Consider the following 24,225-nt stretch of genomic DNA (forward strand, 5'->3'; position numbering starts at 1 on the left):
CCCTACCTTCGAATGCCGGTGGCGAACGGGAGTGTGTTCACGAACGCGCGGTGGTGCTCGCGGTCGCACCACTCCAGCTTCAGGTACGACTTTCCGGCCGACGCCCGTATGGTCCGCTTGTCGCGGGCCAGGGCCTCGGGTGTGCGGGAGGAGACGGTGATGTAGCCGACCAGGTTGACTCCCGCGGCGCCGCTGGCGAGGTCCTCGCCGCGCTGGTCGAGGCGGCTGTGCGCGGCGATGTCGCGCGGGTCGACGGTGCGGTTCATCTTGGCGGCGCGGGACGCCTCCGCCTCGTCGTTGGTCTTCTCGGTCAGCATGCGCTCGATGGCGACCTCGGTGGGTTCGAGGTCCATGGTGACGGCGACCGTGCGGATCACGTCCGGGGTGTGGACGAGGAGCGGGGCGAGGAAGTTGACGCCCACGGGGGTCATCGGCCACTCCTTGATCCAGGCGGTGGCGTGGCACCAGGGGGCGCGGGTGGCGGACTCGCGGGTCTTGGCCTGGAGGTAGGTGGGCTCGGTGGCGTCCAGCTCGGCCGGCCAGGCGTTGCGCTGGGTCATCGCCTGGATGTGGTCGATGGGGTGGTCCGGGTCGTACATGGAGTGGACCAGCGAGGACAGTCTGCTCTGGCCGAGCGGCTGCCGTACGCGGATGTCGGCCTCCTGGAGCCGGGAGCAGATGTCGGTCAGCTCGCGGGCCATGACGACGGCGAGCCCGGCGTCCCGGTCGGCCTTGCCGCCGCCCTGGCCGCGCATCGCGCGGGCCATGGTGTTGGCCTCGGCGGCCAGGTCGCGGGTGTAGTGCATGCAGGCGACGAGGTAGGCGCGGTGCTGCTCGCTGCTGGTCGACACCATGGACTGCAGCTGGTCGTAGGACTGCTGGAGCCAGGGCGGCGACTTGTCGTCGCCGCGGACGGTGACGTCCTTGGCGTGGGCGTCGGGGTCGGCGGGCAGGGTGCGGGCCAGCATCTGGAGGCGGGTCACGAAGCCGTCGCCGTTGGCGACGTGCTTGAGCAGCGTGCCGAAGCGGTCGACGAGGGCTTCCTGGTCTTCGGAGTCGCGCAGGCCGACGCCCGGCCCCTCGATCTCGATCGCGGCGGTGACGGTCTTGCGGTCCGCGTGCAGCAGTACGGCGATCTCGTCGGGGCCGAAGGGGGCGGCGAGCCAGGTGATCCTGCCGATGCCCGGGGGGGTGCCGATCTCCACCTCGCGGCCGTCCAGTCGGGTGCCGGCCTCGACGGCACCGGAGCGGTAGGTGGCGCTGCGGCGGACGGTGCGCTTGTAGCTGCGGTTGATCTCGAACCACTTGTAGAAGGTGCGGCCCCGGTAGGGCACGTACACCGCGGCCAGCGCCAGCATGGGCAGGCCGGCGAGCAGCACGATCCGTACGGACAGGACGGGGACGAGAAGCCCGCACATCATGCCGAGGAACGCGCCGAGGACGATCAGCGCGATCTCTCCGGTCTCGCGATTGCGGCCGACGATCGCGTTCGGCCGGGCGCGGCCGATGAGATACGTACGGCGGGGCGTGACCGGATGGGACAGATGGGACTCGGTCGTCAACGCCCTTCACCTCCCGTGCGGTTGCTGCTGTCGCGGTTGTTGCTGGCGTGGGGGGTGTTCACCGGGCTGCCCGAGCGGGGTGCGGGGGTGGCGGAGGAGCTGCCTCCGCCGCCGTTCGACGGGCGTGAGCTGTGCGCGGCGACTCCGCCGGAGGCGGGGTTGGAGGGGCGCGGGCCGGAGGACTGGCCGCCGCCGTTGTTGTCGGCGCGGCTGCTGTGGGTCTTGATGCCCTGGGCGACCAGGGTCGCCGGGGAGCTGATGACGGCGGCGGCCTTGCCTTCGGCGCTCTGCATGATGCGGTTGTTGCGGGAGCCGGCGATCTCGTCGCCGAAGCCGGGGACGAAGCGGTAGATCATGGCGGAGGCGAAGATGGCGAGCAGGATGATCGCCAGTCCGGAGACGACGGCGGAGAAGGCGTCGGGTCCGTCGTCGGCGGACAGGGCCCCGGCGAGGCCGAGGACGATCACGATGACGGGCTTGACCAGGATCACCGCGATCATGATGCCCGCCCAGCGGCGCACGTGGCCCCACAGGTTCTTGTCGACGAGGCCGGCGTAGACGACGGTGCCGAGGAGGGCGCCGACGTAGAGCAGGGCGGCGCGGATGATGAGCTCCAGCCAGAGGACGCCGGCGGCGAGGATGGAGACGAGGGAGACGACGATCAGCATGATCGGTCCGCCGCCGATGTCGTCGCCCTTCTCGAGCGCGCCGGAGAACGTGCCGAAGAACGTGTCCGTCTGATCGCCGGTCGCGTTCGCGAGGACGTCGGTGACGCCGTCGGTCGCGGAGACGACGGTGTAGAGGACCAGGGGGGTGAAGGCGGAGGCGAGGACGGTGAGCCAGAGGAAGCCGATCGCCTCGGAGAGGGCGGTGGTGAGGGGGACGCCCCGCACCGCGCGCTTGGCGACCGCGAGCAGCCACAGGAGCAGGGTGAGGATCGTCGACGCGGCGAACACGACGGCGTACTGCTGGAGGAACGTGTCGTTGGTGAAGTCGACGTCCGCGGTCGCCTCCACGGCGGCGCTGAGCTGGTCGACGGTCCAGGCGGCGGCGTCGGCGCAGCCCTTGGCGAGGGAGGCGAGGGGGTCGAGGGTGGTGGTGGGGTCGTCGAGCGTGCCGGCACCGTCGGCTCCGCTGCCCTGGCCCTCTTCGCAGTAGTCCTTGGCGGGGCCGTCGATCAGCTCGCAGGGGTCGTTGCTGCCCGTCGGGGTCGGCGACGGTGTGGGAGCGGCGACGGCCCGCGTGGCGAACAGGACGGCTGTCGTCTGGACGGCCGCGAGGGCACCCGTCAGGCTCAGCAGGCGGCGGTCAGCGGGCATACGTCAACCCTCCGTACTCCTGGACGGCCTGGGCCATCTCCTCGGCGCTGGAGGCCCGCTCGTCGCCGGGAACCGGTGCCGGGCCGTCCTTCTGAGAGCGGGTCACGATCTTCCAGTCGTCGTCGGCCCACCGGAGCTGCATGGTGATGGTGAACCAGCTGCTGGTGACCGGATTGGTGGAGGTTTCGCCCGCGAGCCCCAGCAGGCCACCGCACCAGACCTCGACCGTGGCGGTGTCGGCGGAGGACTCGGTGACCTTGGTGCCGAGCGGGCTGGTGCGGGAGACGAAGGTGAAGCCCTTCGGGGTGGTGCCGTCCTCGTTCAGGCCCACGTTCTTGTTGAACTCCGGTGTGTACGCCTGGTTCAGGGTGGCCTGGAAGTCCGCGACCCGGTCGGGGACGATGATCGTCTGCAGGATCGCGTCGCGCCGCTCCTTGTCGAACATCTCGGCGGACCCCAGCGCCACCGCGTAGTTCGCCGCCGCGCTCTGTGCCCCTTGGCGGTCGTGGGCGAAGCCGGACGGGATGCCCGCCGTCTTCGTGCCCACCGGCTTCTGCCCCGAAGGGGCGGTCGCCGCCGCCTTGGGGGAGTCCCCGGAGCCCTCCTCCGCGTCGGAATCGTCGCCTCCACGGTTCGCGAAGGCGATCGCGGCGATGAGGAGCACCACCACGCCGACCACCGTGACGAGGCTGCGCGACGACGAACGGCCGCCTCTGCGCGCGCCGCCGTACGGGTCGCTGCCTCCTTCGGGCAGGCGGGTGCGGGTCCGGCCCGTGTCGTCTCCGAGACTCATGCCGCGTACGCCCCCTCAGCGTCGTGCGGGTACACCTCGTACTCCGGGTACTCCACGTACGACGGTAGCCGGGCCGGCTGCCGTTCGGGCGCGGTGTGGTGACTGGACATCAGGGAAACGCAACCTCAGCCGGTGGGCACGACGGGCGGGTGGGATGGAGGGGGAGCCGGGCGTGCCCGGTCGGACCGATGGTGCGGAACCTATACGGCCATGCCGTACACGATGGTGAACAGTGTGCCGAGTGAACCGATGATGAAGACGCCCGTCAGGCCCGCGATGATGAGGCCCTTGCCCTGTTCGGCACTGAACGTGTCCCTCAACGCGGTGGCGCCGATGCGCTGTTTGGCCGCCCCCCAGATGGCGATGGCCAGGCAGATGAGGATGGCGACCGCCATGACCACTTCGATCATGATCTTGGCCTCGTTGCCCAGGCTGCCGAAGGGGCCCCAGTCCGGGGCGATTCCCCCGATGATGGTGTTGATGTCTCCCTCGTCGGCCGCGAAGAACATGTAAGTCACCGCCCCCGTATGGGTAGTTCCGCGTCCCCTGCGGTGTGCAGAGGTCAGGCCTCATTGTCGCCGACGATGCCGCTGTCGTATGTCGACTTGGCGTCATCTGTTGGCGGGTTTCGTACGAATAGCTTGCCACCGGCGCGCGCCGGACCCCGGCAGGGGCGCGCACCGGTGGGCGAAGAGATGGGTGAAGAGTCGTATCGTCACTCTGTGTATCACGCTGGGTAATGGTGAGCAACAAGCTGTGAGCGTGACCCGGGTCGCGTGGCGGCCGGAGGGGACAGGCGGGGCCGCGGCTCTCACCTGAAAGCGTGAGCGGGCTGCGGGGTCGGGGGGCTGTCGCACGTGAGTCGGCCTTGTTGGGCCGGTTTGCGGCGAGTTCGGGGCGCTTGGCCTGGGTGCTCGTCTTGCGGTCCGCGTGCAGCAGTACGGCGATCTCGTCGGGGCCGAAGGGGGCGGCGAGCCAGGTGATCCTGCCGATGCCCGGGGGCGTGCCGATCTCCACCTCGCGGCCGTCCAGGCGGGTGCCGGCCTCGACGGCGCCGGAGCGGTAGGTGGCGCCGCGGCGCACGGTGCGCTTGTAGCTGCGGTTGATCTCGAACCACTTGTAGAAGGTGCGGCCCCGGTAGGGCACGTACACCGCGGCCAGCGCCAGCATGGGCAGGCCGGCGAGCAGCACGATCCGTACGGACAGGACGCGCGCGTGGGACGCGAGCTGGGCCTCGCGCACCGGACGGTGCAGCGCAGGGTGCACGCGCTGATGGTGCGGCTGAACGTCAACGGGCGGTTCGCGCTGAGGGCCCGCGCGCAGGAACTGGGCTGGACCGACATGCGCGCCACCGCTCCCCGGTCCGGCCGGCCCGCCGCCGGTGCCTTCGGGAACAGAGTGGCGGATGCCGCGTAACCGCGTCCGGGTCACCGTGGGGGTCTGCGCGTCGGCCGTGGTCCTGACCGTGGCGGGCCTCGCCTCCACCGCCTACGTCAAGTCCCCGCAGCAGGTCGCCGCCGAGGCGGGCCCGCCCGCACCGGACGTGCTGACCGCGCCCGTGGAGCGCCGGGTGCTGACGGACACCGTGGTGATCAGGGGCACGGTGGAGGCCGGCCGTACGATCGCCGTCTCCTCGCCGGGGCCCTCCGGCAAGGAGTCCGTATCCCCGGTCGTGACCAAGGTGATGGCCGCTCAGGGCGACTCCGTCGAGCCCGCCACCGCACTCGTCGAGATCTCCGGCCGGCCGCTGTTCGCCCTCAAGGGGGCCCTCCCCGTCTACCGGGACCTGCGGCCCGGCGCCCACGGCGACGACGTCCGGCAGTTGCAGACGGCCCTGCGCAAGCGGGGCTTCCCGTCGGCGGGGACACGCCCGGCACCTTCGGCCCGGGCACCAAGGAGGCGGTACGGAAGCCGTACGCGGCCCTCGGCTACGACCCCGTGCCCGCCGACCCGGAGGGGCGCAGCGGCTGAAGGAGGCCGAACGCGCGGTCCGGGACATGGAACGCGCCTGGCAGGACGCCGAACCGGGCACGGACCGGGACCGCGCGGCCGAGGACCTGGCCGAGGCCAGGGAGGAACGGGCCGGGGCGCGGGCCGCGGACGGGCCGATGGTGCCCGGGGCGGCCCCGTGCGGGGGGAGAGGGCGCGGATGCTCATCTCCACCCGGCTGGGGGCCGCCACGCAGGTGGCCCACAACGCCGCCACCGCGCTCGACCCCGCCCATCCCGAACGCTTCAAGGTGGTACGGCCCCCCGACCCCCGCACCCTGCGCGGCGGAGTCGGCGGCGACCTCGACCGGCTGTTCCTGCTGCTCGCCGGCATCTGCCTGGTGATCGGCACCGTCGGCATCGCCAACACCACCCTCGTGGCGGTGCTGGAGCGCACGGGCGAGACAGGGCTGAGACGGGCGCTGGGGGCACGGGCCCGGCACATCACCGCCCAGTTCCTCACGGAGTCGGCGGCGTTGGGTCTGGTCGGCGGGCTGGTCGGCACGAGCCTCGGCACCCTGGTGGTCGTCGGGGTGGCCGTACTGCGGGACTGGACCGCGGTCATCCATCCGCTCACCGTCGTCGCCGCCCCCGCCATCGGACTGGCCACCGGACTGCTGGCGGGCATCCACCCCGCCTGGAAGGCGTCCCGCATCCCTCCGGTGGAGGCGCTCCGCCGCTGACGGAACCCCCCAAGAGCGCGTCCCGCCTCTACACTGACGTGCGGCGGTGGACTGCCGGACGGTGAGGGGTGGTTGACGGTGCGTAAGGTGTGGGTCGGCGTGACCCTTGCCGTCGGTTCCGCGCTCGCCTTCGTGATGCTGCTCGTCGTCGGGGTCTACGTCGTCGCCGGGAACCTCGCCGGCGGGGTGGCCGGCGGGGCCACCAAGACCCTGGCCAAGGGCAGCGTGCCGGCCGCCTACCAGCAGCTCGTCTCGACGTGGGGGAACCTCTGCCCCGCCATCAACCCCGCCCTGCTCGCCGCGCAGCTCTACCAGGAGAGCGGGTTCAACCCGCGGGCGCAGAGCCACGCCGCGGCCCAGGGCATCGCCCAGTTCATTCCCGGCACCTGGGCGACGCACGGCATCGACGGCGACGGCGACGGCGACCGTGACGTATGGGACCCGAAGGACGCGATCCCGTCGGCGGCGAAGTACGACTGCACCCTCGCCTCCTATGTGAAGGACGTCGGCGGAAATCTGACCGAAAACATGCTCGCCTCGTACAACGCCGGGGCGTACGCGGTGATCAAGTACGGGGGCGTGCCGCCGTACAAGGAGACGCAGAACTACGTCAAGCGCATCCGCGCCCTGGAGAAGAGCTTCGCCGCGCCGGTGGGGCGGGTCGACCCGTCGGAGCAGGCCGCCGGGGCGATCGGGTACGCGCAGAAGAAACTCGGCACCCCGTATCTGTGGGGCGGCAACGGCACCGCTGAGCAGGGCGGACGTTTCGACTGCTCGGGGTTGACGAAGGCGGCGTACGAGAGCGTGGGGATCACGCTGCCGCGCGTGGCGAACGACCAGTACAACGCGGGGCCGCATCCGAAGCGGGACGAACTGCTCCCGGGCGATCTGGTGTTCTTCTCGGACGACCTCACCAATTCACGGGCCATCCGGCATGTGGGCATTTATGTCGGCGGTGGGTACATGATCGACGCGCCCCGGCCGGGTGCCGTGATCCGTTTCGACCCGATCGACACTCCTGACTACTTTGGTGCCACCCGTGTCACCGAAGATGGCGCGAAAGCATTGCCCACGAAGGCGTAGCGGAGCGTTAACCCTCCCCCTGAGCTGCGGAGACGCGTCTCTCTTCGATAACGTCTGCGTGATCATTCGGTGGAGCGTGGAACGTATTCACGGGGGCCGTGCGTTCCTGTTGTCGTAACCGAGCGGACGAGTGGATCTGCAAACCACGGGGGTGGTGGCAGGAACGGCGTGCACTCGCGCGCCGAGAGAGATGACGAAGGGGCCGCAGCACCATGGCTGGACTCGCCGATTCCGGGTCGAACCCCGACGTCGACCTGCTGTACGACATCAACGGCCTCGCCAAGCAGGCACCGCCGTGGTTCGACCGGCTCATGGAGTACGTGGGCGAGTACGGCCTGCTGTTCGCCCTGCTGGGTCTGCTCACGTGGTGCTGGTGGGGCGTCAGGAAGCGGGGCGGCGAGGACGCGGCCCCGACCGTGGCGGCCCTGGTGTGGGCCCCGCTCGCGGCCGGAATCGCCGTGCTGGTCAATGTGCCGATCCGGGGATTCGTGGAGCGGCCACGGCCGTTCAACGACCACGAGGGACTGGAAGTCCTCGTCCACGGCAAGGACGACTACTCGTTCGTCAGCGATCACGCCACGCTCTGCATGGCACTGGCGGTGGGACTGTTCCTGGCGAACCGCCGGCTCGGGATCATCGGCCTGGTGCTGGGACTGCTCGGCGGGTTCATCCGCGTCTACATGGGCGTGCACTACCCGACCGACGTGGTGGGCGGGCTCGCGCTCGGTACCGCGGTCGCGCTGCTGCTGTCGCCGCTGGCCATGGCGCTGCTGACCCCGCTGATGCGGGCGATCGAGCGGTCGCCGCGCGGCGGATGGCTGATCGCGTCCCGGAAGCGGCAGGACGGCGAGCGGGGGCGGCCGGCCTCCGGCGCGCGGTACGGAACGCAGGGAACCGGCTCGGATCCGGACGAGCGGGATCTGGCCGCCTGAGCGGACGGGACCGTGTGACGTCGTCCCGGATCCTCACAGGCCCTGTGGACAGGTGAAGACGCGGTCCGGGTCGTACCGCCGCTTCAGCCGGGCCGGCGCGGGGCCGCGTCGCCGTAGTGGGCGCGGCGCCAGTCGGTGAGGTCCGGGTCCGCGTAGTTCTGGTGGGCCGCTCCGGACGCGTGCGGGCGCATGGCCCGGTGAGTCTCCGTCAGCCACGACCGGGCGGCGGCACCGGAGGCGCCGCGCGCGGCACCGATCCGGCCGGGCAGCGTGTCGATCCCGGCCGGGTCGAGCGGACGGTCGAAGAAGTCCGAGCACGCCGCGTACGTTTCACGGTCCAGGGCGCCCTCGGGGGAGCGGCCGGGCGTCGTGCCGGCGGCGGCCGTGCCGGTGAGGAAGGTGCGGCGGTTCATGTGAGCCTCCCTTGGTGGAGGGCTGGGCGGGGGTGGTGCGCGGCCCGGCGTCGGCGGGGTGCCGCGTCGTGTCACTCGGGGGTGTGGTTCTTGGCGTCCTTGCGCGCCTGGCTTCTGGCCCTTCTGGCCGGGCCACGCCAGCCGCAGGTGCAGCGGGCCAGGCAGAAGGGCCCCTGTTCGGTGGTGGTGGTGACGTGTCGGCCCGGCGGCGGCTCCTCGTCCTGTTCTGGCACGCCGACCACCGTAGCGCCCGGCGTGTCGGCGTGACGGGGCCACATACCGGTCGTTAACCCCGGCGACAGGCGGCCCGTGTCGGACGGAGCGGGGGTAGGCAGGCATGGCTCGACGGCAGCAGCACTGGCGGATGCGCGGCGTGGTGGCCGGTGTCGGGGTCGTGTGCTGTCTGGGCCTCGGGGCGGCCGGGTGCGCGCGCAGCGACGCCGTGACCCGGGGGGCGCCCGCCGGGGATCCGGTGGAGGTGCTGCGGGAAGCCGCCGAGGCGCTGGTGCAGGCGGGCAGTTCCAAGGCGCGTACGTCCCTCGAGATGGCCACCGGCGGCACCCGGGTCACCATCCGGGGCCAGGGGGTCTACGACTACCGGAAGCGGCTCGGCCGGCTGAAGGTGCTGCTGCCGCAGGATCCCGCGGGGGAGACGGTCCGCCGGCCCATCACCGAACTGCTCGCCCCCGGAGCGCTGTTCATGAAGAACCGGGGAGCCGGCGTGCCCGCCGACAAGTGGGTGCGGGTGGACACGGGCACGCTGTCCGACGGCAACCTCGTCACCGGCGGGGCCACCGATCCGTTCGCCGCCGCCGAGGTGCTGCGCGGGACGCGTTCGGCGAAGTTCGTCGGGCGGACCGAGGTCGCGGGGGCGAAGGTGCGCCACTACCGGGGGACCGCCGATCTGGAGCAGGCCTCGCGGTCGGCGACGGAGGCGAACCGGGGGCCGCTGGGCGCGGCGGCGAAAGGGTTCGCCACCGCGCGCGTGCCGTTCGACGTCTACCTCGACGACGAGGGGCGGATCCGCAAGGTCCGTCACCGGTTCAGTTTCGTCAACGGCCGGCAGGACGAGCCCGTCGCGGTCGCCTCGACGACGCTGCTGTACGACTTCGGGACCCCGGCCGACGTACGGCTGCCCGAGGGCGAGGACATCTACGCCGGCCGGATCGCCGCGGAATGAACCCGGGGCCGGTCCGTACGGGCCGGATGTGACCGGCGTGAACTAGCCCTTCCGTGCCATGCGCGGTGCGTAGGCCGCTCCCTACTCTAGGAAGTCGGTGACGACGGAGATGGGGTGAGGCGCGTGACTCCGCTCAGGGGCGGGACGGTCCAGGACCACGTGGCGCTCGCCGAGATCGAGCTCTGCGGTGAGCTGATCATCGCCGCCTCCGCCGCCGAGGACCGGCTCAGTCTGGAGAGCATCGACGAGGTGCTGCGGGTGGCCGAGGCACGGGCGGAGTCCGCCGGTCCCCCGTCCTAGCCGGCCAGCAGGGCGACCGCGGTAGCGGCGACTGAGCCGTCCGCGCCGGACGGCCGCACCGTCGGTCCGGCACCCTAGTGCCCCGACAGGCAACGTTCGCCCCGTCGCGATGCCCGGCACGCACTCTCGCCGCACCGGCCGAAAGCCCAAGTACGTCCAGTACGAGGACTTCCGGCCGGCACGCCGAGAGCACGCACCGGACGCCGCTCCTTGACGGGCAAACGTTGCCTGCCGCGGCACTAGGTGCGCAGCATGCGGGCGATGGCCTGGGTCGCCTCCTTGACCTTCGCGTCGATCTCGTCGCCGCCCTTGACGGCCGCGTCCGCGACACAGTGGCGCAGGTGCTCCTCCAGCAGTTGCAGGGCGAACGACTGCAGGGCCTTGGTGGAGGCGGACACCTGGGTGAGTATGTCGATGCAGTACACGTCCTCGTCGACCATGCGCTGCAGCCCGCGGATCTGCCCCTCGATGCGGCGCAGGCGTTTGAGGTGCTCCTGTTTCTGCTTGTGGTAGCCGTGCACCCCCCGGTCGTGATCGGTCACGATCTCCGGGGAGGAGGGCGCGTCCGCGCCGGTTTCGGTGGTCGTCATCGCGTCCTCCTGTGATGATGATGGCCGACATATACCCCTGGTGGGTATATGGTACCGAGCTTCCCTGGGTATGGACCCCTTGGCCAATGAGGTGCGCTCCGGCCCGGAAACAAGCCTCGGACCGCCCCCCTGCTCATCACTCTGCCTGATGGGCGACACTGGGGGCGGCCCGTTACACGTGGCCGGATGATGCGCCTAGCATCAGCCTGACCGACACCGATGCATACCGAGGACCCCACGTGCGCTTTCGTCTGACCCCCAGGGAGACGAGCTTCTACGACATGTTCGCCGCGTCCGCGGACAACATCGTCACGGGCTCCAAGCTCCTGATGGAACTGCTCGGGGCGGACAACTCCGCCCGGGCCGAGATCGCAGAGCGTATGCGGGCCGCGGAACACGCAGGTGACGATGCCACGCATGCGATCTTCCACCAGCTGAACTCCTCGTTCATCACGCCGTTCGACCGTGAGGACATCTACGCCCTGGCGTCCTCCCTCGACGACATCATGGACTTCATGGAGGAGGCCGTCGACCTGGTCGTCCTCTACAGCATCGAGGAACTGCCCAAAGGCGTCGAGCAGCAGATCGAGGTCCTGGCGCGGGCCGCGGAGCTCACCGCGGAGGCCATGCCGCATCTGCGCACCATGGAGAACCTCACGGAGTACTGGATCGAGGTCAACCGCCTGGAGAACCAGGCCGACCAGATCCACCGCAAGCTGCTCGCCCACCTCTTCAACGGCAAGTACGACGCCATCGAGGTGCTGAAGCTCAAGCAGATCGTGGACGTACTGGAAGAGGCGGCCGACGCCTTCGAGCACGTGGCGAACACGGTGGAGACCATCGCGGTCAAGGAGTCCTGAACCCTTCATGGACACCCTTGCTCTGATCGTGACCATCGGGGTCGCGCTCTTCTTCACCTACACCAACGGCTTCCACGACTCGGCGAACGCGATCGCCACGTCCGTGTCGACGCGGGCGCTCACTCCTCGGGTGGCGCTCGCCATGGCGGCCGTGATGAACCTCGCGGGCGCCTTCATGGGCTCCGGGGTCGCCAAGACGGTCAGCGAGGGCGTGATCCAGACGCCCGAGGGCTCGACGGGGATGGGGATCCTCTTCGCCGCGCTGGTTGGGGCGATCGTCTGGAACCTGATCACCTGGTACTTCGGGCTGCCGTCGTCGTCCTCGCACGCGCTGTTCGGAGGCATGGTCGGCGCCGCGCTGGCCGGCGGGACGACCGTCTACTGGGACGGGGTGCTCGACAAGATCGTCATCCCGATGTTCGCGTCGCCGGTGATCGGTCTGCTCGCCGGGTACCTGGTGATGGCCGCGATCATGTGGATCTTCCGGCGGGCCAATCCGCACAAGGCCAAGCGCGGGTTCCGTATCGCGCAGACGGTGTCCGCGGCGGGTATGGCGCTGGGGCACGGTCTGCAGGACGCGCAGAAGACGATGGGCATCGTGGTGATGGCACTGGTCATCGCCGACGTCGAGGAATACGGCGATCCGATTCCGGTGTGGGTGAAGATCGCCTGTGCGGTGATGCTGTCCGCGGGGACGTACGCGGGGGGCTGGCGGATCATGCGGACGCTGGGGCGGAAGATCATCGAGCTGGATCCGCCGCAGGGGTTCGCCGCGGAGACGACGGGGGCGTCGATCATGTTCGGGTCGGCGTTCCTGTTCCACGCGCCGATCTCCACGACGCATGTGATCACGTCGGCGATCATGGGTGTGGGGGCCACGAAGCGGGTCAACGCGGTGCGGTGGGGGGTTGCCAAGAACATTGTTCTTGGGTGGTTCATCACCATGCCGGCGGCCGCGGCTGTGGCTGCGGCTTCGTTCGGGTTGGTGCACTTGGCGTTCTTGTAGGGGCAACGCATGCCCGCCGGCAGGTGCGTGAGCGGAAGGGCCCGCCCCTGTTTCGGGGGCGGGCCCTTTGGCCTCGCGGTGGCACCGCCATGCAGCACCGCGAGGGGATCGGTCAGCCGAAGCGGCCGGAGATGTAGTCCTCCGTGGCCTGGACCGACGGGTTGGAGAAGATCCGCTCCGTGTCGTCGATCTCGATCAGCTTGCCCGGCTGGCCGACCGCCGCGAGGTTGAAGAACGCGGTGCGGTCGGAGACCCGGGCCGCCTGCTGCATGTTGTGCGTCACGATGACGATCGTGAAGCGCTCCTTCAGCTCGCCGATCAGGTCCTCGATGGCCAGCGTGGAGATCGGGTCGAGGGCGGAGCAGGGCTCGTCCATGAGCAGGACGTTCGGCTCGACCGCGATGGCACGGGCGATGCACAGGCGCTGCTGCTGACCACCGGAGAGGCCCGAGCCGGGCTTGTTCAGGCGGTCCTTGACCTCGTTCCAGAGGTTGGCGCCCCGCAGGGACTTCTCGACGATGTCGTCCAGCTCGGACTTCTTGTACTTGCCGTTCAGCCGCAGGCCCGCCGCCACGTTGTCGTAGACCGACATCGTGGGGAACGGGTTCGGGCGCTGGAAGACCATGCCGACCTCGCGCCGCACGGCCACCGGGTCGATGCCGGCGCCGTACAGGTTCTCGTCGTCGAGCATGACCTTGCCGTCGACCCGGCCGCCGGGGGTCACCTCGTGCATGCGGTTGAGGGTGCGCAGGAAGGTGGACTTGCCGCAGCCGGACGGGCCGATGAAGGCGGTCACGGAGCGGGGCTCGACGGTCATCGAGATGTCCTCGATGGCCAGGAAGGAGCCGTAGTAGGCGTTGAGGCCGCTGACGTCGATGCGCTTGGCCATGGGTATCACTTCTTCTCTCGGGTCGGGGGAGGCCTTCAGCGACCGGTCTTGGGTGCCTTCCAGCGGGCGACGCCGCGGGCCAGCAGGTTGAGGATCATGATGAAAGCGATGAGCGTCAGGGCCGCCGCCCAGGCACGGTCGTACGCCGCACCCGAGCCGCCGCTGTTGGCCCACTGCAGGTAGATGTACATCGGCAGCGATTCCTGCGGGTCCTGGAACGGGTTGGCGTTGATGAAGTCCGTGCCCCAGACCACCAGCAGCACGGGCGCCGTCTCACCGGTGACGCGGGCGATCGCCAGCATCACGCCCGTGACGATGCCGCCGATCGACGTCGGCAGGACCACCTTCAGGATCGTGCGCCACTTCGGCACGCCGAGCGCCAGCGACGCCTCGCGCAGCTCGTTCGGGACGAGCTTGAGCATCTCCTCGGTGGAGCGGACGACCACCGGGATCATCAGGATCGACAGGGCCAGCGAACCGGCGAAGCCGGACTCCCCCATCCCGAGGATCAGGATCCACAGGCTGAGGACGAACAGACCGGCGACGATCGAGGGGATACCGGTCATGACGTCGACGAAGAAGGTGACGGCCTGGGCGAGCCTGCCGCGCCCGTACTCGACCAGGTAGATGGCGGTGAGCACACCGACCGGCACGGAGATCAGGGTGGCGAGGCCGACCTGCTCCAGGGTGCCGAGGATGGCGTGGTAGATGCCGCCGCCGGGCTCGGCGTCGGCGACCACGCCCATCGAGTGGGTGAGGAAGTAGCCGTCGAGGACCTTCACTCCGCGCTTGGCCGTCTCCCAGATCAGGGAGGCCAGCGGTGTCACGGCCAGGAGGAAGGCGACCCACACCATGCTGGTCGCGGTGCGGTCCTTGGCCTGGCGGCGGCCCTCGACCTTCGCGGAGATGCCGTAGGAGCCGGCCACGAAGAGCACGGCGGCGATGAGGGCCCACTGGATGTCGCTGTGCAGTCCGGCCACGGCGCTGACGCCGTAGCCGACGGCGGCGGAGCCGGCCGCGATCGCCCAGATGCTCCACCTGGGCAGGGTCGCGCCGCGCAGGGAGCTGGGCTTCGAAGACAGAGTCGCGTTGCTCATGCGTTGGCCCCCGAGTACTCCTTGCGGCGGGCGATGATCAGGCGGGCCGCGCCGTTGACCAGCAGGGTGATGACGAAGAGGACGAGACCGGAGGCGATGAGGGCGTCCCGGCCGATGGGCGTGGCCTCGTTGAACTTGCTGGCGATGTTCTGGGCGAAGGTGCCGCCGCCCGCGTTGAGCAGGCTGAGATTGATGTCGAAGGAGGGCGAGAGCACCATGGCCACGGCCATCGTCTCGCCCAGCGCGCGGCCGAGACCCAGCATGGAGGCGGAGATGATGCCGGAGCGGCCGAAGGGCAGCACCGACATGCGGATGACCTCCCAGCGGGTGGCGCCGAGGGCCAGCGCGGCCTCCTCGTGCATCCGCGGCACCTGGCGGAAGACCTCGCGGGTGACGTTGGTGATGATCGGCAGGATCATGAGGGCCAGCAGGATGCCGACGGTGAACAGCGAACGGGCGGGGCCCTCGTCCCAGTCGAAGACGCCGGTCCAGCCGAGGTGGTCGTCGAGCCAGCCGTAGAGGCCGTCCATCTGCGGCACCAGGACGAGGACGCCCCACAGGCCGTAGACGATGGACGGTACGGCGGCCAGCAGGTCGATCACGTACGCGATGGTGCCGCCGAGGCGGCGGGGGGCGTAGTGGGTGATGAACAGGGCGATGCCCACCGAGATCGGGACCGCTATGACCATGGCGATGACCGACGACACGACGGTGCCGAAGGCGAGGACGGCGATGCCGAACTCCGACGGCACACCGGTCGGGTTCCACTCGAAGGTGGTGAAGAAGTTCGCCTCGTTCTCGCCGATGGCATTCGAGGCGCGGTAGGTGAGGAAGGCCGCGATGGCGGCCATGACGACGAGGACGAAGATGCCGGACCCGCGGGCAAGTCCGAGGAAGATCCGGTCACCGGGGCGGGTGGCGCCGCGCACGGGGGGCGGGCCGGCGGGCGCGGACGGTCCGGGTGTGGGCGGAGCGGCGGGTTTCTGCGTGGTGGTGTCCATCGGGTTCTCCGGTCTGCGGAGCCGCCGGGGCCGGCGGCTCGGTGGAGCCGTCCGGACTTCCGGGGCTCCTGTGGGCGGTGCACCGGACGCGTGCGGCCCGGCCCCGGTCGGGGACGGGCCGCACTCACGGGTCAGCTCAGGCCGCTGACGGTCTCGCGGACCTTGGTGATGATCTCTTCGGGCATCGGGGCGTAGCCCGCGTCGGCCAGCAGCGACTGGCCGTCCTCGGACGCCATGTAGTTGAGGAAGGACTTGGTGGCGGGCAGGGTGTCGGACTTGTTGCCCTTGTCGCAGACGATTTCGTACGTCACCAGGACGATCGGGTAGGCGCCGTCGGCGGACGGGGTGTAGTCCAGCTCCAGCGCGAGGTCCTTGCCGGTGCCGACGACCTTGGCGGCGCCGATGGCCGCGGTGGCGTTCTCGACGGTGGCCGCGACCGGCTCGGCGGCCTCGGTCTTGATGGACACCGTGTTCATGCCGTCCTTGGCGTAGGACAGCTCCATGTAGGAGATCGCGCCGGGGGTCTGCTTGACCTGCTGGGCCACACCGGAGGAGCCCTGCGCGGACTGGCCGCCCTTGGCCTCCCAGGACTTGCTCGGCTCGTACGACCAGTCGTCGGGCGCGGCGGCCTGGAGGTAGGTGGTGAAGTTGTCCGTGGTGCCGGACTCGTCCGAGCGGTGGAAGGCCTGGATCTTCAGGTCGGGCAGCTCGGCGTCGGGGTTGAGCTTCGCGATCGCCTCGTCGTTCCAGTTGGTGATCTTGCTGTCGAAGATCTTGGCGAGGGTGGGCGCGTCCAGGACGAGGTCGTCGACCCCCGTGACGTTGTGGGCGACGGCGATCGGGCCGCCGACCATCGGCAGGTCGATGGCCTGGCCGTCGGCGCACATCTCCTTGGACTGCTCGATCTCCTCGGCCTCCAGCGCGGAGTCCGAGCCGGCGAACGCGGTCTGGCCCTGGAGGAACGCGGTGACGCCCGCGCCGGAACCGGTCGGGTTGTAGTTGACCTGCACGCCCTTGCAGGCCGCGGCGTACTGCTTGACCCAGGCGTCGATGGCGTTCTTCTGGGCGGAAGACCCGGACGCCTGCAGCTGGCCCTTGGCGTCGCCGCAGTCGATGTTGCCGGCCTGTGCGGTGGCGGAGGAGCCGTCGCCGTCGCTGTTGCCGCCGGTGTCGTCGGAGCCGCACGCCGTGAGGGCCAGGGCGCCGGAGACGGCGAGAGCACCGAGAGCGAGGGCCCGCCGGTTCTTGCGCTGAAGCTTCACGTGAGTTCCTTCCAGTGGCCGCCGTCCTGAATTCGGCGGCGTGCGAAGTGTGGGTGAGGCGGTTGCCCCTTCTGTCATCGGGCGGACCGCATCGCGTAGGGCCGAAATTAGGCAGAACAGGTGAAGCCGCCGATGGGCGTACATGAACGAGGGGTGAACCCCTGTGGACGGTGCGGTGAGGTCACGGAACGCTCACGCCGGGGACACGGGAGGGTCGCGGGCGGAGAGGGCTCAGTGGCCGGTGCGGAAGGTGGCGAGGAGGGCGTCCACCAGGCCGGCGTCCCCGGGTGCGGTGAGGCGGGCGCGGGCGGCCTCCGGGTGGAGCCAGAGGATGCGGTCGACCTCGTCGTTCGGGGTGAAGGAACCGGAGACGGCCTCGGCCGCCCAGTACCGGACCCGCTTCGGGCGGCCGTTCGCCAGATAGTGGGCGCTGGGGAGCTCGGCGGACGGCACGGCGGTGTATCCCGTCTCCTCGGCGACCTCGCGCAGGGCGCCGGCCAGCGGGTCCTCGCCGCGCTTGAGCTTGCCCTTGGGCCAGGACCAGTCGTCGTACTTGGGCCGGTGGACCAGGCAGAGTTCGAGCTCGCCGGTCACGGGCGAACGGCGCCACAGGACGCAGCCCGCGGCCTGGACGGTGAGGGTGTGGTACGAGGCGGGGCCCGGGGTGCTCACCGTGTGCCTCCTCATGACGTGCCGGGGGTTTCCGTCTGCCAGGCGCGCTGGAACGCGTACCGCGCCGCCTCCACCTCATGCCGCTGGTCGGCGTGGAGCACCCCCAGCGCGTACGCCGTGGCCGGGGCGATGCGCGGGGTACGGGCCGCATGAGCGGCGGCGGCCGCCGCCTCCGACGCGGCGCGGTGCCGGTCGAGGGCCTCGCCGGCGGCGAGCAGCCGGCGGTCGGCGGACGGGTCCGGGCCGGTGCGGTCGCGGAGGACCTCGCGGGCGTAGCGGTGCAGGCGCAGCAGGAGACGGACCTGGTGCCAGGGGGCGTCCTGCGGGTGCGGGGCCGGGTCCGGGGAGAGCCCGTGGGATAGCGCCTCGGCGTTGTACGGGCTGCCCGCGGTGAGCAGGGGCAGCGCGGCGACGGCGTCCGCGAGGCGCTCGTGCGCGGCGTCGGCGAGGGGGCGCAGGTCGGCGCCCGCGGCGGCGGGGGACAGCGGCACCTCGCTGGCGAGGACGGCGACCTTGTCCGCGATCCCGTGGAACCGGGACGACCCGAGGGCCTGGAGCGCGGTGGAGTGCGCCCGGGTACGCGCCAGTGTCAGTTGGCGGTCCAGCAGCGCGCCCGCCTTGGCGGCACCGACGGTGAGCCCGGCCCGGTCGGGCGGGGGCACGTGCCGACGGGGACGGTTGTCGCTGCCGCGGGGCTCTGCGGAGTCGGGCGCGGCGGCCGCGGCTGTGGCACGCGGGACCCCGTCCGCCGCGGCGACGGTCCGCCCCCGAACGGCGACGGCCGCGCGGCCCGGTGCGTCGGCGGCGGCGAGGACGCCGTCCCGCGAGGGGGCCGGCCGGCCGGGCACACCCCCGGCGCCGGCCGGGACGCTCGACGGCGCGGTCGTGCGGCGGAGGGCGGCCGAGGGGCCGGCGGGAGGCTGCGCCCCCGGGGCACGCGTGCCGGTGCGTTCCGCTGCTGTGTCGGTGTGGGGGGTGGCGGGGTTTTCGGCTTGGCGGGGGGAGGGGGCTGTGGCGGTGTGGGTGGGGGGTTGCGTGCCCGGGGCGTGGTCGCTGCCGGTGCCTTCCGCTGCCGCGTCGGCGTGGGAGGCGCCGGGGGCTGTGGCGGTGTCGGCGGGGGCGGTGGTGCGGTCACCGGGTGTGTTGGCTGTGGCCTGGGGTGGGCGGGCGGAGCCGTCGAGGGGATCCGGGCCGGGGGTCCCGTGCGGGGGGAGGCCGCTGGGCGCGCTTGCCGGGGCGTCGAGCCGTGCCGTGCCGGGAGGCGGGTCGGCGGGCGCGCCGGTGGTGTGAGGAGCGCCGGGCCGGAGGGTCGTGGTGCGCGGTGGGTCCGCCGGGCCGTCGAGGGGGTGCGCGCCGGTGGTGCGGTCCCGGGGGGCGTTCGGGGTGGTGCGGTCACCGGGGGTGTTGGTTGTGGTGCGGGGTGGGTCCGTCGGGCCGTCGAGGGGGTGCGTGCCGGGGGCAGGGTGTGGGCCGCGGGATGCCCCCGGCCGGGTGCCGGGCGTCGGCTGGGGTGGGAGCGGGGGTGCTCCCGACAGGCGGTGGAGGGCCAGGAGAAGTTGGTCCAGGCGGGCCGCGTACGCGTACTCCTGGGCCAGCGTGCCGGAGACCCACGCCAGTTCGGGGCGGAGCGCCTCCGACCAGTCGGGGTCGAGCACCGCCTGGAACGTGTGCAGGCCGGCGCTGATACGGCGGGCCGCGCGCCGCAGTGCGCGGGCCGCCTCCACGGACCCCTCCGAACCGGCCGCCCCCGCGCCGGTCTCCCGGTGCAGACGCAGCGCGCGGAGGAACTCGGTCGCCTGGGCCCGCAGATAGCCGGCCAGGGCGTCCGCCGGGACGGGCGGGGACATCGGATCAGGGTGTCGCTGTGCCACGCCGGCGCCTCCGGGCGTCAATGAGCATCTCCTGGATGTTGCGCAGGGGCTGGCCGTCCGCGTCCGTGGCGTGCCGGGTCCACTCACCGTCCGAGTCCAGGTGCCAGGACGCCGTGGTGTCGGACATGCCGGTCTCCAGCAGCCGGTTCAGGGCCGCCCGGTGCGCGGGGTCGGTCACCCGCACCAGCGCCTCTATCCGGCGGTCGAGGTTGCGGTGCATCATGTCCGCGCTGCCGATCCACACCTCGGGCTCACCGCCGTTGCCGAAGGCGAAGACGCGGGAGTGTTCGAGGAAGCGGCCCAGGATGGACCGCACGCGGACGTTCTCCGACAGGCCCTCCACGCCGGGCCGGATCGCGCAGATGCCGCGCACCCAGATGTCGACCGGCACGCCCGCCTGCGACGCCCGGTAGCAGGCGTCGATGACGGCCTCGTCGACCATCGAGTTGACCTTGATGCGGACGTACGTGGGCCGCCCCGCGCGGTGGTGCTGGGCCTCCTTGTCGATCCGCGAGATCAGGCCGTCCCGCAGGGACTTGGGGGCGACCAGCAGACGGCGGTAGGTCTCGCGGCGGGAGTACCCGGACAGGCGGTTGAACAGGTCGGAGAGGTCCGCGCCGACCTGCGGGTCGGCGGTGAGCAGGCCGAGGTCCTCGTAGAGGCGGGCCGTCTTCGGGTGGTAGTTGCCGGTGCCGACGTGGCTGTAGCGCCGCAGCGTCTCGCCCTCCTGACGCACCACCAGCGACAGCTTGCAGTGGGTCTTCAGACCGACCAGGCCGTAGACGACGTGACAGCCCGCCTCCTCCAGCTTGCGCGCCCACTTGATGTTGGCGTGCTCGTCGAAGCGGGCCTTGATCTCGACCAGGACGAGGACCTGCTTGCCGGACTCGGCGGCGTCGATGAGCGCGTCGACTATGGGGGAGTCGCCGGACGTCCGGTACAGGGTCTGCTTGATGGCGAGGACGTCCGGGTCGCCGGCCGCCTGCTCCAGGAACGCCTGCACGGAGGTGGAGAAGGAGTCGTAGGGGTGGTGCAGCAGCACGTCCCGGCTGCGCAGCGCCGCGAAGATGTCGGGGGCCGAGGCGGACTCGACCTCGGCGAGGTCGCGGTGGGTGCCGGCGACGAACTTCGGGTACTTCAGCTCGGGCCGGTCCAGGCTGTGGATGCGGAAGAGGCCGGTGAGGTCGAGCGGGCCGGGCAGCGGATACACCTCCGCCTCGCCGACCTTCAGCTCGCGCACCAGCAGGTCCAGCACCTCGCGGTCGATGGACTCCTCGACCTCCAGGCGCACCGGCGGCCCGAAGCGGCGCCGCATGAGCTCCTTCTCCAGCGCCTGGAGCAGGTTCTCCGCGTCGTCCTCCTCGACCTCCAGGTCCTCGTTGCGGGTGAGCCGGAAGGCGTGGTGCTCCAGCACCTCCATGCCGGGGAACAGCTCCTCCAGGTGCGCGGCGATGACGTCCTCGATGGGGACGTAACGGCCGGGGGAGCTCTCCAGGAAGCGGGACAGCAGCGGCGGCACCTTCACCCGGGCGAAGTGCTTGTGCCCGGTGACGGGGTTGCGTACGACGACGGCCAGGTTCAGCGACAGGCCGGAGATGTACGGGAAGGGGTGCGCCGGGTCGACCGCGAGGGGCGTGAGCACCGGGAAGATCTGGTGCCGGAAGAGCGTGAAGAGCCGGGCCTGCTCCTTCTCCGTGAGCTCGTTCCAGCGGACGAGGTGGATGCCCTCCTCCGCGAGCGCGGGGGCGACGTCCTCGTGGTAGCAGGCGGCGTGCCGGGCCATCAGCTCGCGGGAGCGGGCCCAGATCATCTCCAGCACCTCGCGCGGCTGGAGCCCGGAGGCGGAGCGGGTGGCGACGCCGGTGGCGATACGGCGCTTCAGACCGGCCACGCGGACCATGAAGAACTCGTCCAGGTTGCTGGCGAAGATCGCGAGGAAATTCGCGCGCTCCAGCAGCGGGGTGGCGGGGTCCTCGGCGAGTTCGAGGACGCGCTCGTTGAACGCGAGCCAGCTGCGTTCCCGGTCGAGGAAGCGGCCCTGCGGCAACTGCGTGTCGTCAGCCTGCGACTCCTCGTAGCCGTCGAGGTCGGCATCGATGTCGGGGTCCAGGTCGGAGCCGCCTCCGGCCACGGTGTGCGGGCGGTGGGCCGCTATGGAGCCCACGGAGGGCTGCGGGTGCTGTACCTGTGCCTGGGTGCTGGGCTGGCTCATGTTCCCATTGTTCCGCGCCGGCAGCCGCACGGGCGCGTCGGAAAGCGCGGGTGGGAGCGGTGGTGGCCCTGGGGCGTCCCCGTTCCCCCCGTTCACCCGTCGGGGCGGGGCGGACTCTGGCACGGCGGGAGTCATTGGCCGAGCGTCGCAAGCCTGTCTGAAGCGATGGTTACGACGACATGACGTGAGGGAAAGCGGGGGACGTCCCACGGGGGCACGCCCCCGGCCCCGCCCGGCGGACGACGGCGCACGGCCGGGCTCCGGCAAGGGGCCCCAGGACGCCGTACGCCGAACGCGACGGCCGGGACGAGAGCGGCGCGGACCCGCCCCGCGACCTCGCCGGACCGGCGCGGATCAGCGCGACGAGCGCGACCGGGCTCCCTGCCGGGGGCTTCCCCGCGAGGTATCCGGGCGCGCGGGACCTGGCGCCGGGTGCCGCCGCGCGCCCACGCCGGTGAACACCGTGGCGACGTCCCCCCGGCTCGAGCCCCGCCCGCTGCGCGGAGCGAGGAGCCGGCGGCTCTGACGGCCTTGCGTGTGTGGGGAGTGCGCCGCCTGGCGCTGCTGCCTCGCCGCGCGGGGTCTCGGCGCCTTGCCGTCCTGTTTCGCGCGGAGCGGCGGGGTCGGCGGTTTCGGACGGCCTTGCGTGTGGGGGCAGCGTGTCGCGCGGTGCTGCTGCCTCGCCGCGCGAGGGCGTTCGGTGCCTTGCTGTCCTGCTCTGCGCGAAGCCGGGGGACGGCGGTGTCGACGGCCGTGCGGGCTCGGGTCTTTGTTGCTTGGCGTTGCCGTCTCGCCGCGCGGGGTTCGGCGCCTTGCCGTCCTGTTTCGCGCGGAGCGGCGGGGTCGGCGGTTTCGGCGGCCCTGCGGGTGGGGCAGCGTGCGGCCTCGCCGCGCGAGGGTGCTCGACGCCCAGGCGTCCCGCTCCGTGCCGAGCGGCGGAGGGCGCGGTTTTGCGGGTCCCGCGCACCTCGTCGCCCCGCGCGGTATGCCCAGGTCCAGGGCCTGTTCGGACTGCCCCGCGACCTGCCCCGCACGGAAGTGCGAAATTATTCCGCGATTGCGTGAACCGATCGGGTGGGCTCGTCCGATGAGGGGGTGTGAGCGAAACGAGAAGTGATGGCGAACTGCTGCGCGCCGTCGCGACGGACGGCGACCGGCGCGCCTTCGAGGAGCTGTACCGGCGTTACGCGCCGTGGCTGACCGCGCGGATGCGCAGCCGGTGCGCCGACGCCGGCATCGTCGACGACGTCGTGCAGGAGACCTTCCTCGCGGTGTGGCGCGGCACGGCCCGCTACCGCGACGACGCCGTGGGCGCGGACGCCGCTGGCTGGCTGTGGCGCATCGCCTCCCGCCGGCTGGTCGACGCCCTGCGCGGCGCCGGTGCGCGCGGCCGGCTGCGGCAGGCCCTGGCCCGGCTGCGGCACCGGGACGAGGTGTCGGCGGAGGAGCGCGTGCTCGCGGGAGTGGAGCACGGGGACCTCGCCGGTGCCCTCGTCCGGCTGTCGCCGGAACTGCGCGCGGTGCTCCAGGCCACGATCATCGACGGGCTCACCACCCGTGAGGCCGCCGTCCTGCTCGGCATCCCGCCGGGCACGGTCAAGACACGGGCGATGCGGGCCCGCAAGCAACTCCGGGAGGCGCTGGCATGACGCACGCAACAACGGGCTGGCACGTCCCCGAGACCGACCTGCGGGCCTACGCGCGCGGCGACCTTCAGCCGCCCCTGCTCTGGTCGGCCGACACCCACCTCGCCGCCTGCGCGCACTGCCGGGCCGTCCTCGCCGGCGCCGGCGACCCCGCCGCCCTCGACGACGGCTGGGAACGGCTCGACGCCGCCCTCGACGCACCCCGGCCGGGGTTCCTGGAGTCACTGCTCCTGCGCCTCGGCATCGCCGACCACACCGCACGGCTGCTCGCCGCCACCCCGGCGCTGCGCCGCTCCTGGCTCGGCGCTGTCGTCGCCGTCCTCGTGCTCACCGTGGCCGTCGCCGCCGGTCACACCACCGGCGGCTCGCCCACCCTGTTCCTGGCCCTCGCGCCGCTGCTGCCGCTCGCCGGGGTCGCCCTGTCCTACGGGCCCGCGCTCGACCCGACGTACGAGATGGCGGTCGTCGCCCCGATGCACGGCTTCCGGCTGCTGATGATCCGCACCGTGGCGGTGCTCGGCGCCGGGCTCGGCCTCAACGGCCTGGCCACCCTCGCCCTGCCCGGGTACGGGCTGCGCGCCCTGACCTGGCTGCTTCCCGCCCTCGCGCTCACCGCGACCGCCCTCGCGCTGACCGCCCGGCTCGGTCCGGTGCTGGCCCCGTCCCTTGTCGGAGGCGGCTGGGTCGCGGTCCTGCTCGCGGCGAGCGGCTCCCGGTTCGGCGAGGAGGCCACGCTCGTTCCGTTCACCGCGGCCGGGCAGGGCGTCTCCGCGGCGGTCGCCGTACTCGCCGCCGGGCTGGTCGTCGCCATGCGGGACCGGTTCGACCTCAGCCGGGGCAGCGCGGTCTGACCGCACCCGCCCTCC

General features: G+C 71.7%; 22 protein-coding genes and 4 pseudogenes. 10 read left to right on the plus strand and 16 right to left on the minus strand.

Annotated elements, in window-relative coordinates; all coding sequences use genetic code 11:
• Positions 1-2: 2 nt before the first annotated feature.
• From AC5L3C_RS19835 to AC5L3C_RS19855, 5 genes and pseudogenes are all read right to left on the minus strand, one after another.
• On the minus strand, positions 3-1,562 hold the full coding sequence (locus AC5L3C_RS19835) for an SCO6880 family protein (protein WP_493650130.1): 1,560 nt from the start codon (positions 1,560-1,562) through the stop codon (positions 3-5).
• On the minus strand, positions 1,559-2,881 hold the full coding sequence (locus AC5L3C_RS19840; protein WP_493650131.1) for a hypothetical protein: 1,323 nt from the start codon (positions 2,879-2,881) through the stop codon (positions 1,559-1,561). Before AC5L3C_RS19840 ends, AC5L3C_RS19835 begins: the two co-directional genes overlap by 4 nt.
• The gene (locus AC5L3C_RS19845) at positions 2,871-3,674 is read right to left on the minus strand and encodes a DUF8175 domain-containg protein (RefSeq protein ID WP_493650132.1); all 804 of its coding nucleotides are present in this window, start codon (positions 3,672-3,674) and stop codon (positions 2,871-2,873) included. The genes AC5L3C_RS19840 and AC5L3C_RS19845 overlap by 11 nt, the downstream gene beginning before the upstream one ends.
• Before the next feature lie 200 nt (positions 3,675-3,874).
• Positions 3,875-4,183 carry a DUF8827 family protein gene (locus tag AC5L3C_RS19850; protein WP_125510268.1) on the minus strand — a complete coding sequence of 103 codons (309 nt, stop codon included), beginning with the start codon at positions 4,181-4,183 and terminating at the stop codon, positions 3,875-3,877.
• Between the two features lie 394 nt (positions 4,184-4,577).
• Positions 4,578-4,883 (minus strand): annotated as a pseudogene (locus AC5L3C_RS19855) (SCO6880 family protein); the annotation flags it as partial.
• Between the two features lie 6 nt (positions 4,884-4,889).
• On the opposite strand from AC5L3C_RS19855, the gene AC5L3C_RS19860 reads away from it, so the two are divergent.
• The 4 genes from AC5L3C_RS19860 (at position 4,890) to AC5L3C_RS19875 (ending at position 8,360) form a co-directional block, all read left to right on the plus strand.
• Complete coding sequence (locus tag AC5L3C_RS19860) at positions 4,890-5,090, plus strand: DNA-binding response regulator (RefSeq protein ID WP_493650133.1); 201 nt, start codon at positions 4,890-4,892, stop codon at positions 5,088-5,090.
• Positions 5,080-6,345 (plus strand): FtsX-like permease family protein, encoded by a 1,266-nt coding sequence (locus AC5L3C_RS19865; RefSeq protein ID WP_493650134.1) that lies wholly within the window; start codon positions 5,080-5,082, stop codon positions 6,343-6,345. Before AC5L3C_RS19860 ends, AC5L3C_RS19865 begins: the two co-directional genes overlap by 11 nt.
• Positions 6,346-6,417: 72 nt before the next feature.
• Positions 6,418-7,428, plus strand: a complete 1,011-nt coding sequence (locus tag AC5L3C_RS19870) for an NlpC/P60 family protein (RefSeq protein ID WP_493650135.1) — start codon at positions 6,418-6,420, stop codon at positions 7,426-7,428.
• Between the two features lie 212 nt (positions 7,429-7,640).
• Positions 7,641-8,360 (plus strand): phosphatase PAP2 family protein, encoded by a 720-nt coding sequence (locus AC5L3C_RS19875; protein ID WP_493650136.1) that lies wholly within the window; start codon positions 7,641-7,643, stop codon positions 8,358-8,360.
• 33 nt (positions 8,361-8,393) lie between these two features.
• Here AC5L3C_RS19875 and AC5L3C_RS19880 read toward each other — a convergent pair.
• Both AC5L3C_RS19880 and AC5L3C_RS19885 read right to left on the minus strand, forming a co-directional pair.
• A pseudogene (locus AC5L3C_RS19880) lies at positions 8,394-8,734 on the minus strand (BBE domain-containing protein); the annotation flags it as partial.
• 110 nt (positions 8,735-8,844) lie between these two features.
• On the minus strand, positions 8,845-9,006 hold the full coding sequence (locus tag AC5L3C_RS19885) for a hypothetical protein (RefSeq protein ID WP_164555521.1): 162 nt from the start codon (positions 9,004-9,006) through the stop codon (positions 8,845-8,847).
• Positions 9,007-9,110: 104 nt separating this feature from the next.
• Between AC5L3C_RS19885 and AC5L3C_RS19890 the strand changes: the two genes are divergently transcribed.
• Positions 9,111-9,953 (plus strand): SCO4651 family lipoprotein, encoded by an 843-nt coding sequence (locus AC5L3C_RS19890; protein WP_493650137.1) that lies wholly within the window; start codon positions 9,111-9,113, stop codon positions 9,951-9,953.
• Positions 9,954-10,067: 114 nt separating this feature from the next.
• On the plus strand, positions 10,068-10,253 hold the full coding sequence (locus tag AC5L3C_RS19895) for a hypothetical protein (RefSeq protein ID WP_493650138.1): 186 nt from the start codon (positions 10,068-10,070) through the stop codon (positions 10,251-10,253).
• Positions 10,254-10,492: 239 nt separating this feature from the next.
• On the opposite strand, the gene AC5L3C_RS19900 is transcribed toward AC5L3C_RS19895, so the two are convergent.
• Positions 10,493-10,843: a metal-sensitive transcriptional regulator gene (locus AC5L3C_RS19900; protein ID WP_493650139.1), complete on the minus strand. Its 351-nt coding sequence runs from the start codon at positions 10,841-10,843 to the stop codon at positions 10,493-10,495.
• 239 nt (positions 10,844-11,082) lie between these two features.
• Between AC5L3C_RS19900 and AC5L3C_RS19905 the strand changes: the two genes are divergently transcribed.
• Both AC5L3C_RS19905 and AC5L3C_RS19910 read left to right on the plus strand, forming a co-directional pair.
• On the plus strand, positions 11,083-11,703 hold the full coding sequence (locus tag AC5L3C_RS19905) for a DUF47 domain-containing protein (RefSeq protein ID WP_125505540.1): 621 nt from the start codon (positions 11,083-11,085) through the stop codon (positions 11,701-11,703).
• Positions 11,704-11,710: 7 nt separating this feature from the next.
• On the plus strand, positions 11,711-12,709 hold the full coding sequence (locus AC5L3C_RS19910; protein WP_493650140.1) for an inorganic phosphate transporter: 999 nt from the start codon (positions 11,711-11,713) through the stop codon (positions 12,707-12,709).
• Between the two features lie 112 nt (positions 12,710-12,821).
• On the opposite strand, the gene pstB is transcribed toward AC5L3C_RS19910, so the two are convergent.
• From pstB to AC5L3C_RS19950, 8 genes and pseudogenes are all read right to left on the minus strand, one after another.
• A complete protein-coding gene (pstB, locus tag AC5L3C_RS19915) occupies positions 12,822-13,598 on the minus strand; it encodes a phosphate ABC transporter ATP-binding protein PstB (RefSeq protein WP_493650141.1) in 777 nt (258 codons plus the stop codon).
• Positions 13,599-13,633: 35 nt separating this feature from the next.
• Entirely contained in the window at positions 13,634-14,695 is a 1,062-nt protein-coding gene (gene pstA / locus AC5L3C_RS19920) for a phosphate ABC transporter permease PstA (RefSeq protein WP_493650142.1), read from the minus strand.
• On the minus strand, positions 14,692-15,696 hold the full coding sequence (gene pstC, locus AC5L3C_RS19925; RefSeq protein WP_493650143.1) for a phosphate ABC transporter permease subunit PstC: 1,005 nt from the start codon (positions 15,694-15,696) through the stop codon (positions 14,692-14,694). The genes pstA and pstC overlap by 4 nt, the downstream gene beginning before the upstream one ends.
• A gap of 131 nt (positions 15,697-15,827) precedes the next feature.
• The gene (gene pstS / locus AC5L3C_RS19930) at positions 15,828-16,958 is read right to left on the minus strand and encodes a phosphate ABC transporter substrate-binding protein PstS (RefSeq protein WP_493650144.1); all 1,131 of its coding nucleotides are present in this window, start codon (positions 16,956-16,958) and stop codon (positions 15,828-15,830) included.
• A gap of 231 nt (positions 16,959-17,189) precedes the next feature.
• The gene (locus tag AC5L3C_RS19935; RefSeq protein WP_493650145.1) at positions 17,190-17,630 is read right to left on the minus strand and encodes an NUDIX hydrolase; all 441 of its coding nucleotides are present in this window, start codon (positions 17,628-17,630) and stop codon (positions 17,190-17,192) included.
• 11 nt (positions 17,631-17,641) lie between these two features.
• Positions 17,642-18,280 (minus strand): annotated as a pseudogene (locus AC5L3C_RS19940) (CHAD domain-containing protein); the annotation flags it as partial.
• Positions 18,281-19,134: 854 nt separating this feature from the next.
• Positions 19,135-19,477, minus strand: a pseudogene (locus AC5L3C_RS19945) (CHAD domain-containing protein); the annotation flags it as partial.
• Between the two features lie 4 nt (positions 19,478-19,481).
• Positions 19,482-21,713, minus strand: coding sequence for an RNA degradosome polyphosphate kinase (locus AC5L3C_RS19950; RefSeq protein WP_493650146.1), 2,232 nt, complete (start codon positions 21,711-21,713; stop codon positions 19,482-19,484).
• Between the two features lie 1,097 nt (positions 21,714-22,810).
• Between AC5L3C_RS19950 and AC5L3C_RS19955 the strand changes: the two genes are divergently transcribed.
• Positions 22,811-23,362, plus strand: coding sequence for an RNA polymerase sigma factor (locus AC5L3C_RS19955; RefSeq protein ID WP_125505547.1), 552 nt, complete (start codon positions 22,811-22,813; stop codon positions 23,360-23,362).
• On the plus strand, positions 23,359-24,210 hold the full coding sequence (locus tag AC5L3C_RS19960) for a cupin domain-containing protein (RefSeq protein WP_493650147.1): 852 nt from the start codon (positions 23,359-23,361) through the stop codon (positions 24,208-24,210). The genes AC5L3C_RS19955 and AC5L3C_RS19960 overlap by 4 nt, the downstream gene beginning before the upstream one ends.
• The last annotated feature ends 15 nt before the right edge of the window (positions 24,211-24,225 follow it).

The organism is Streptomyces speibonae, from assembly GCF_984686075.1.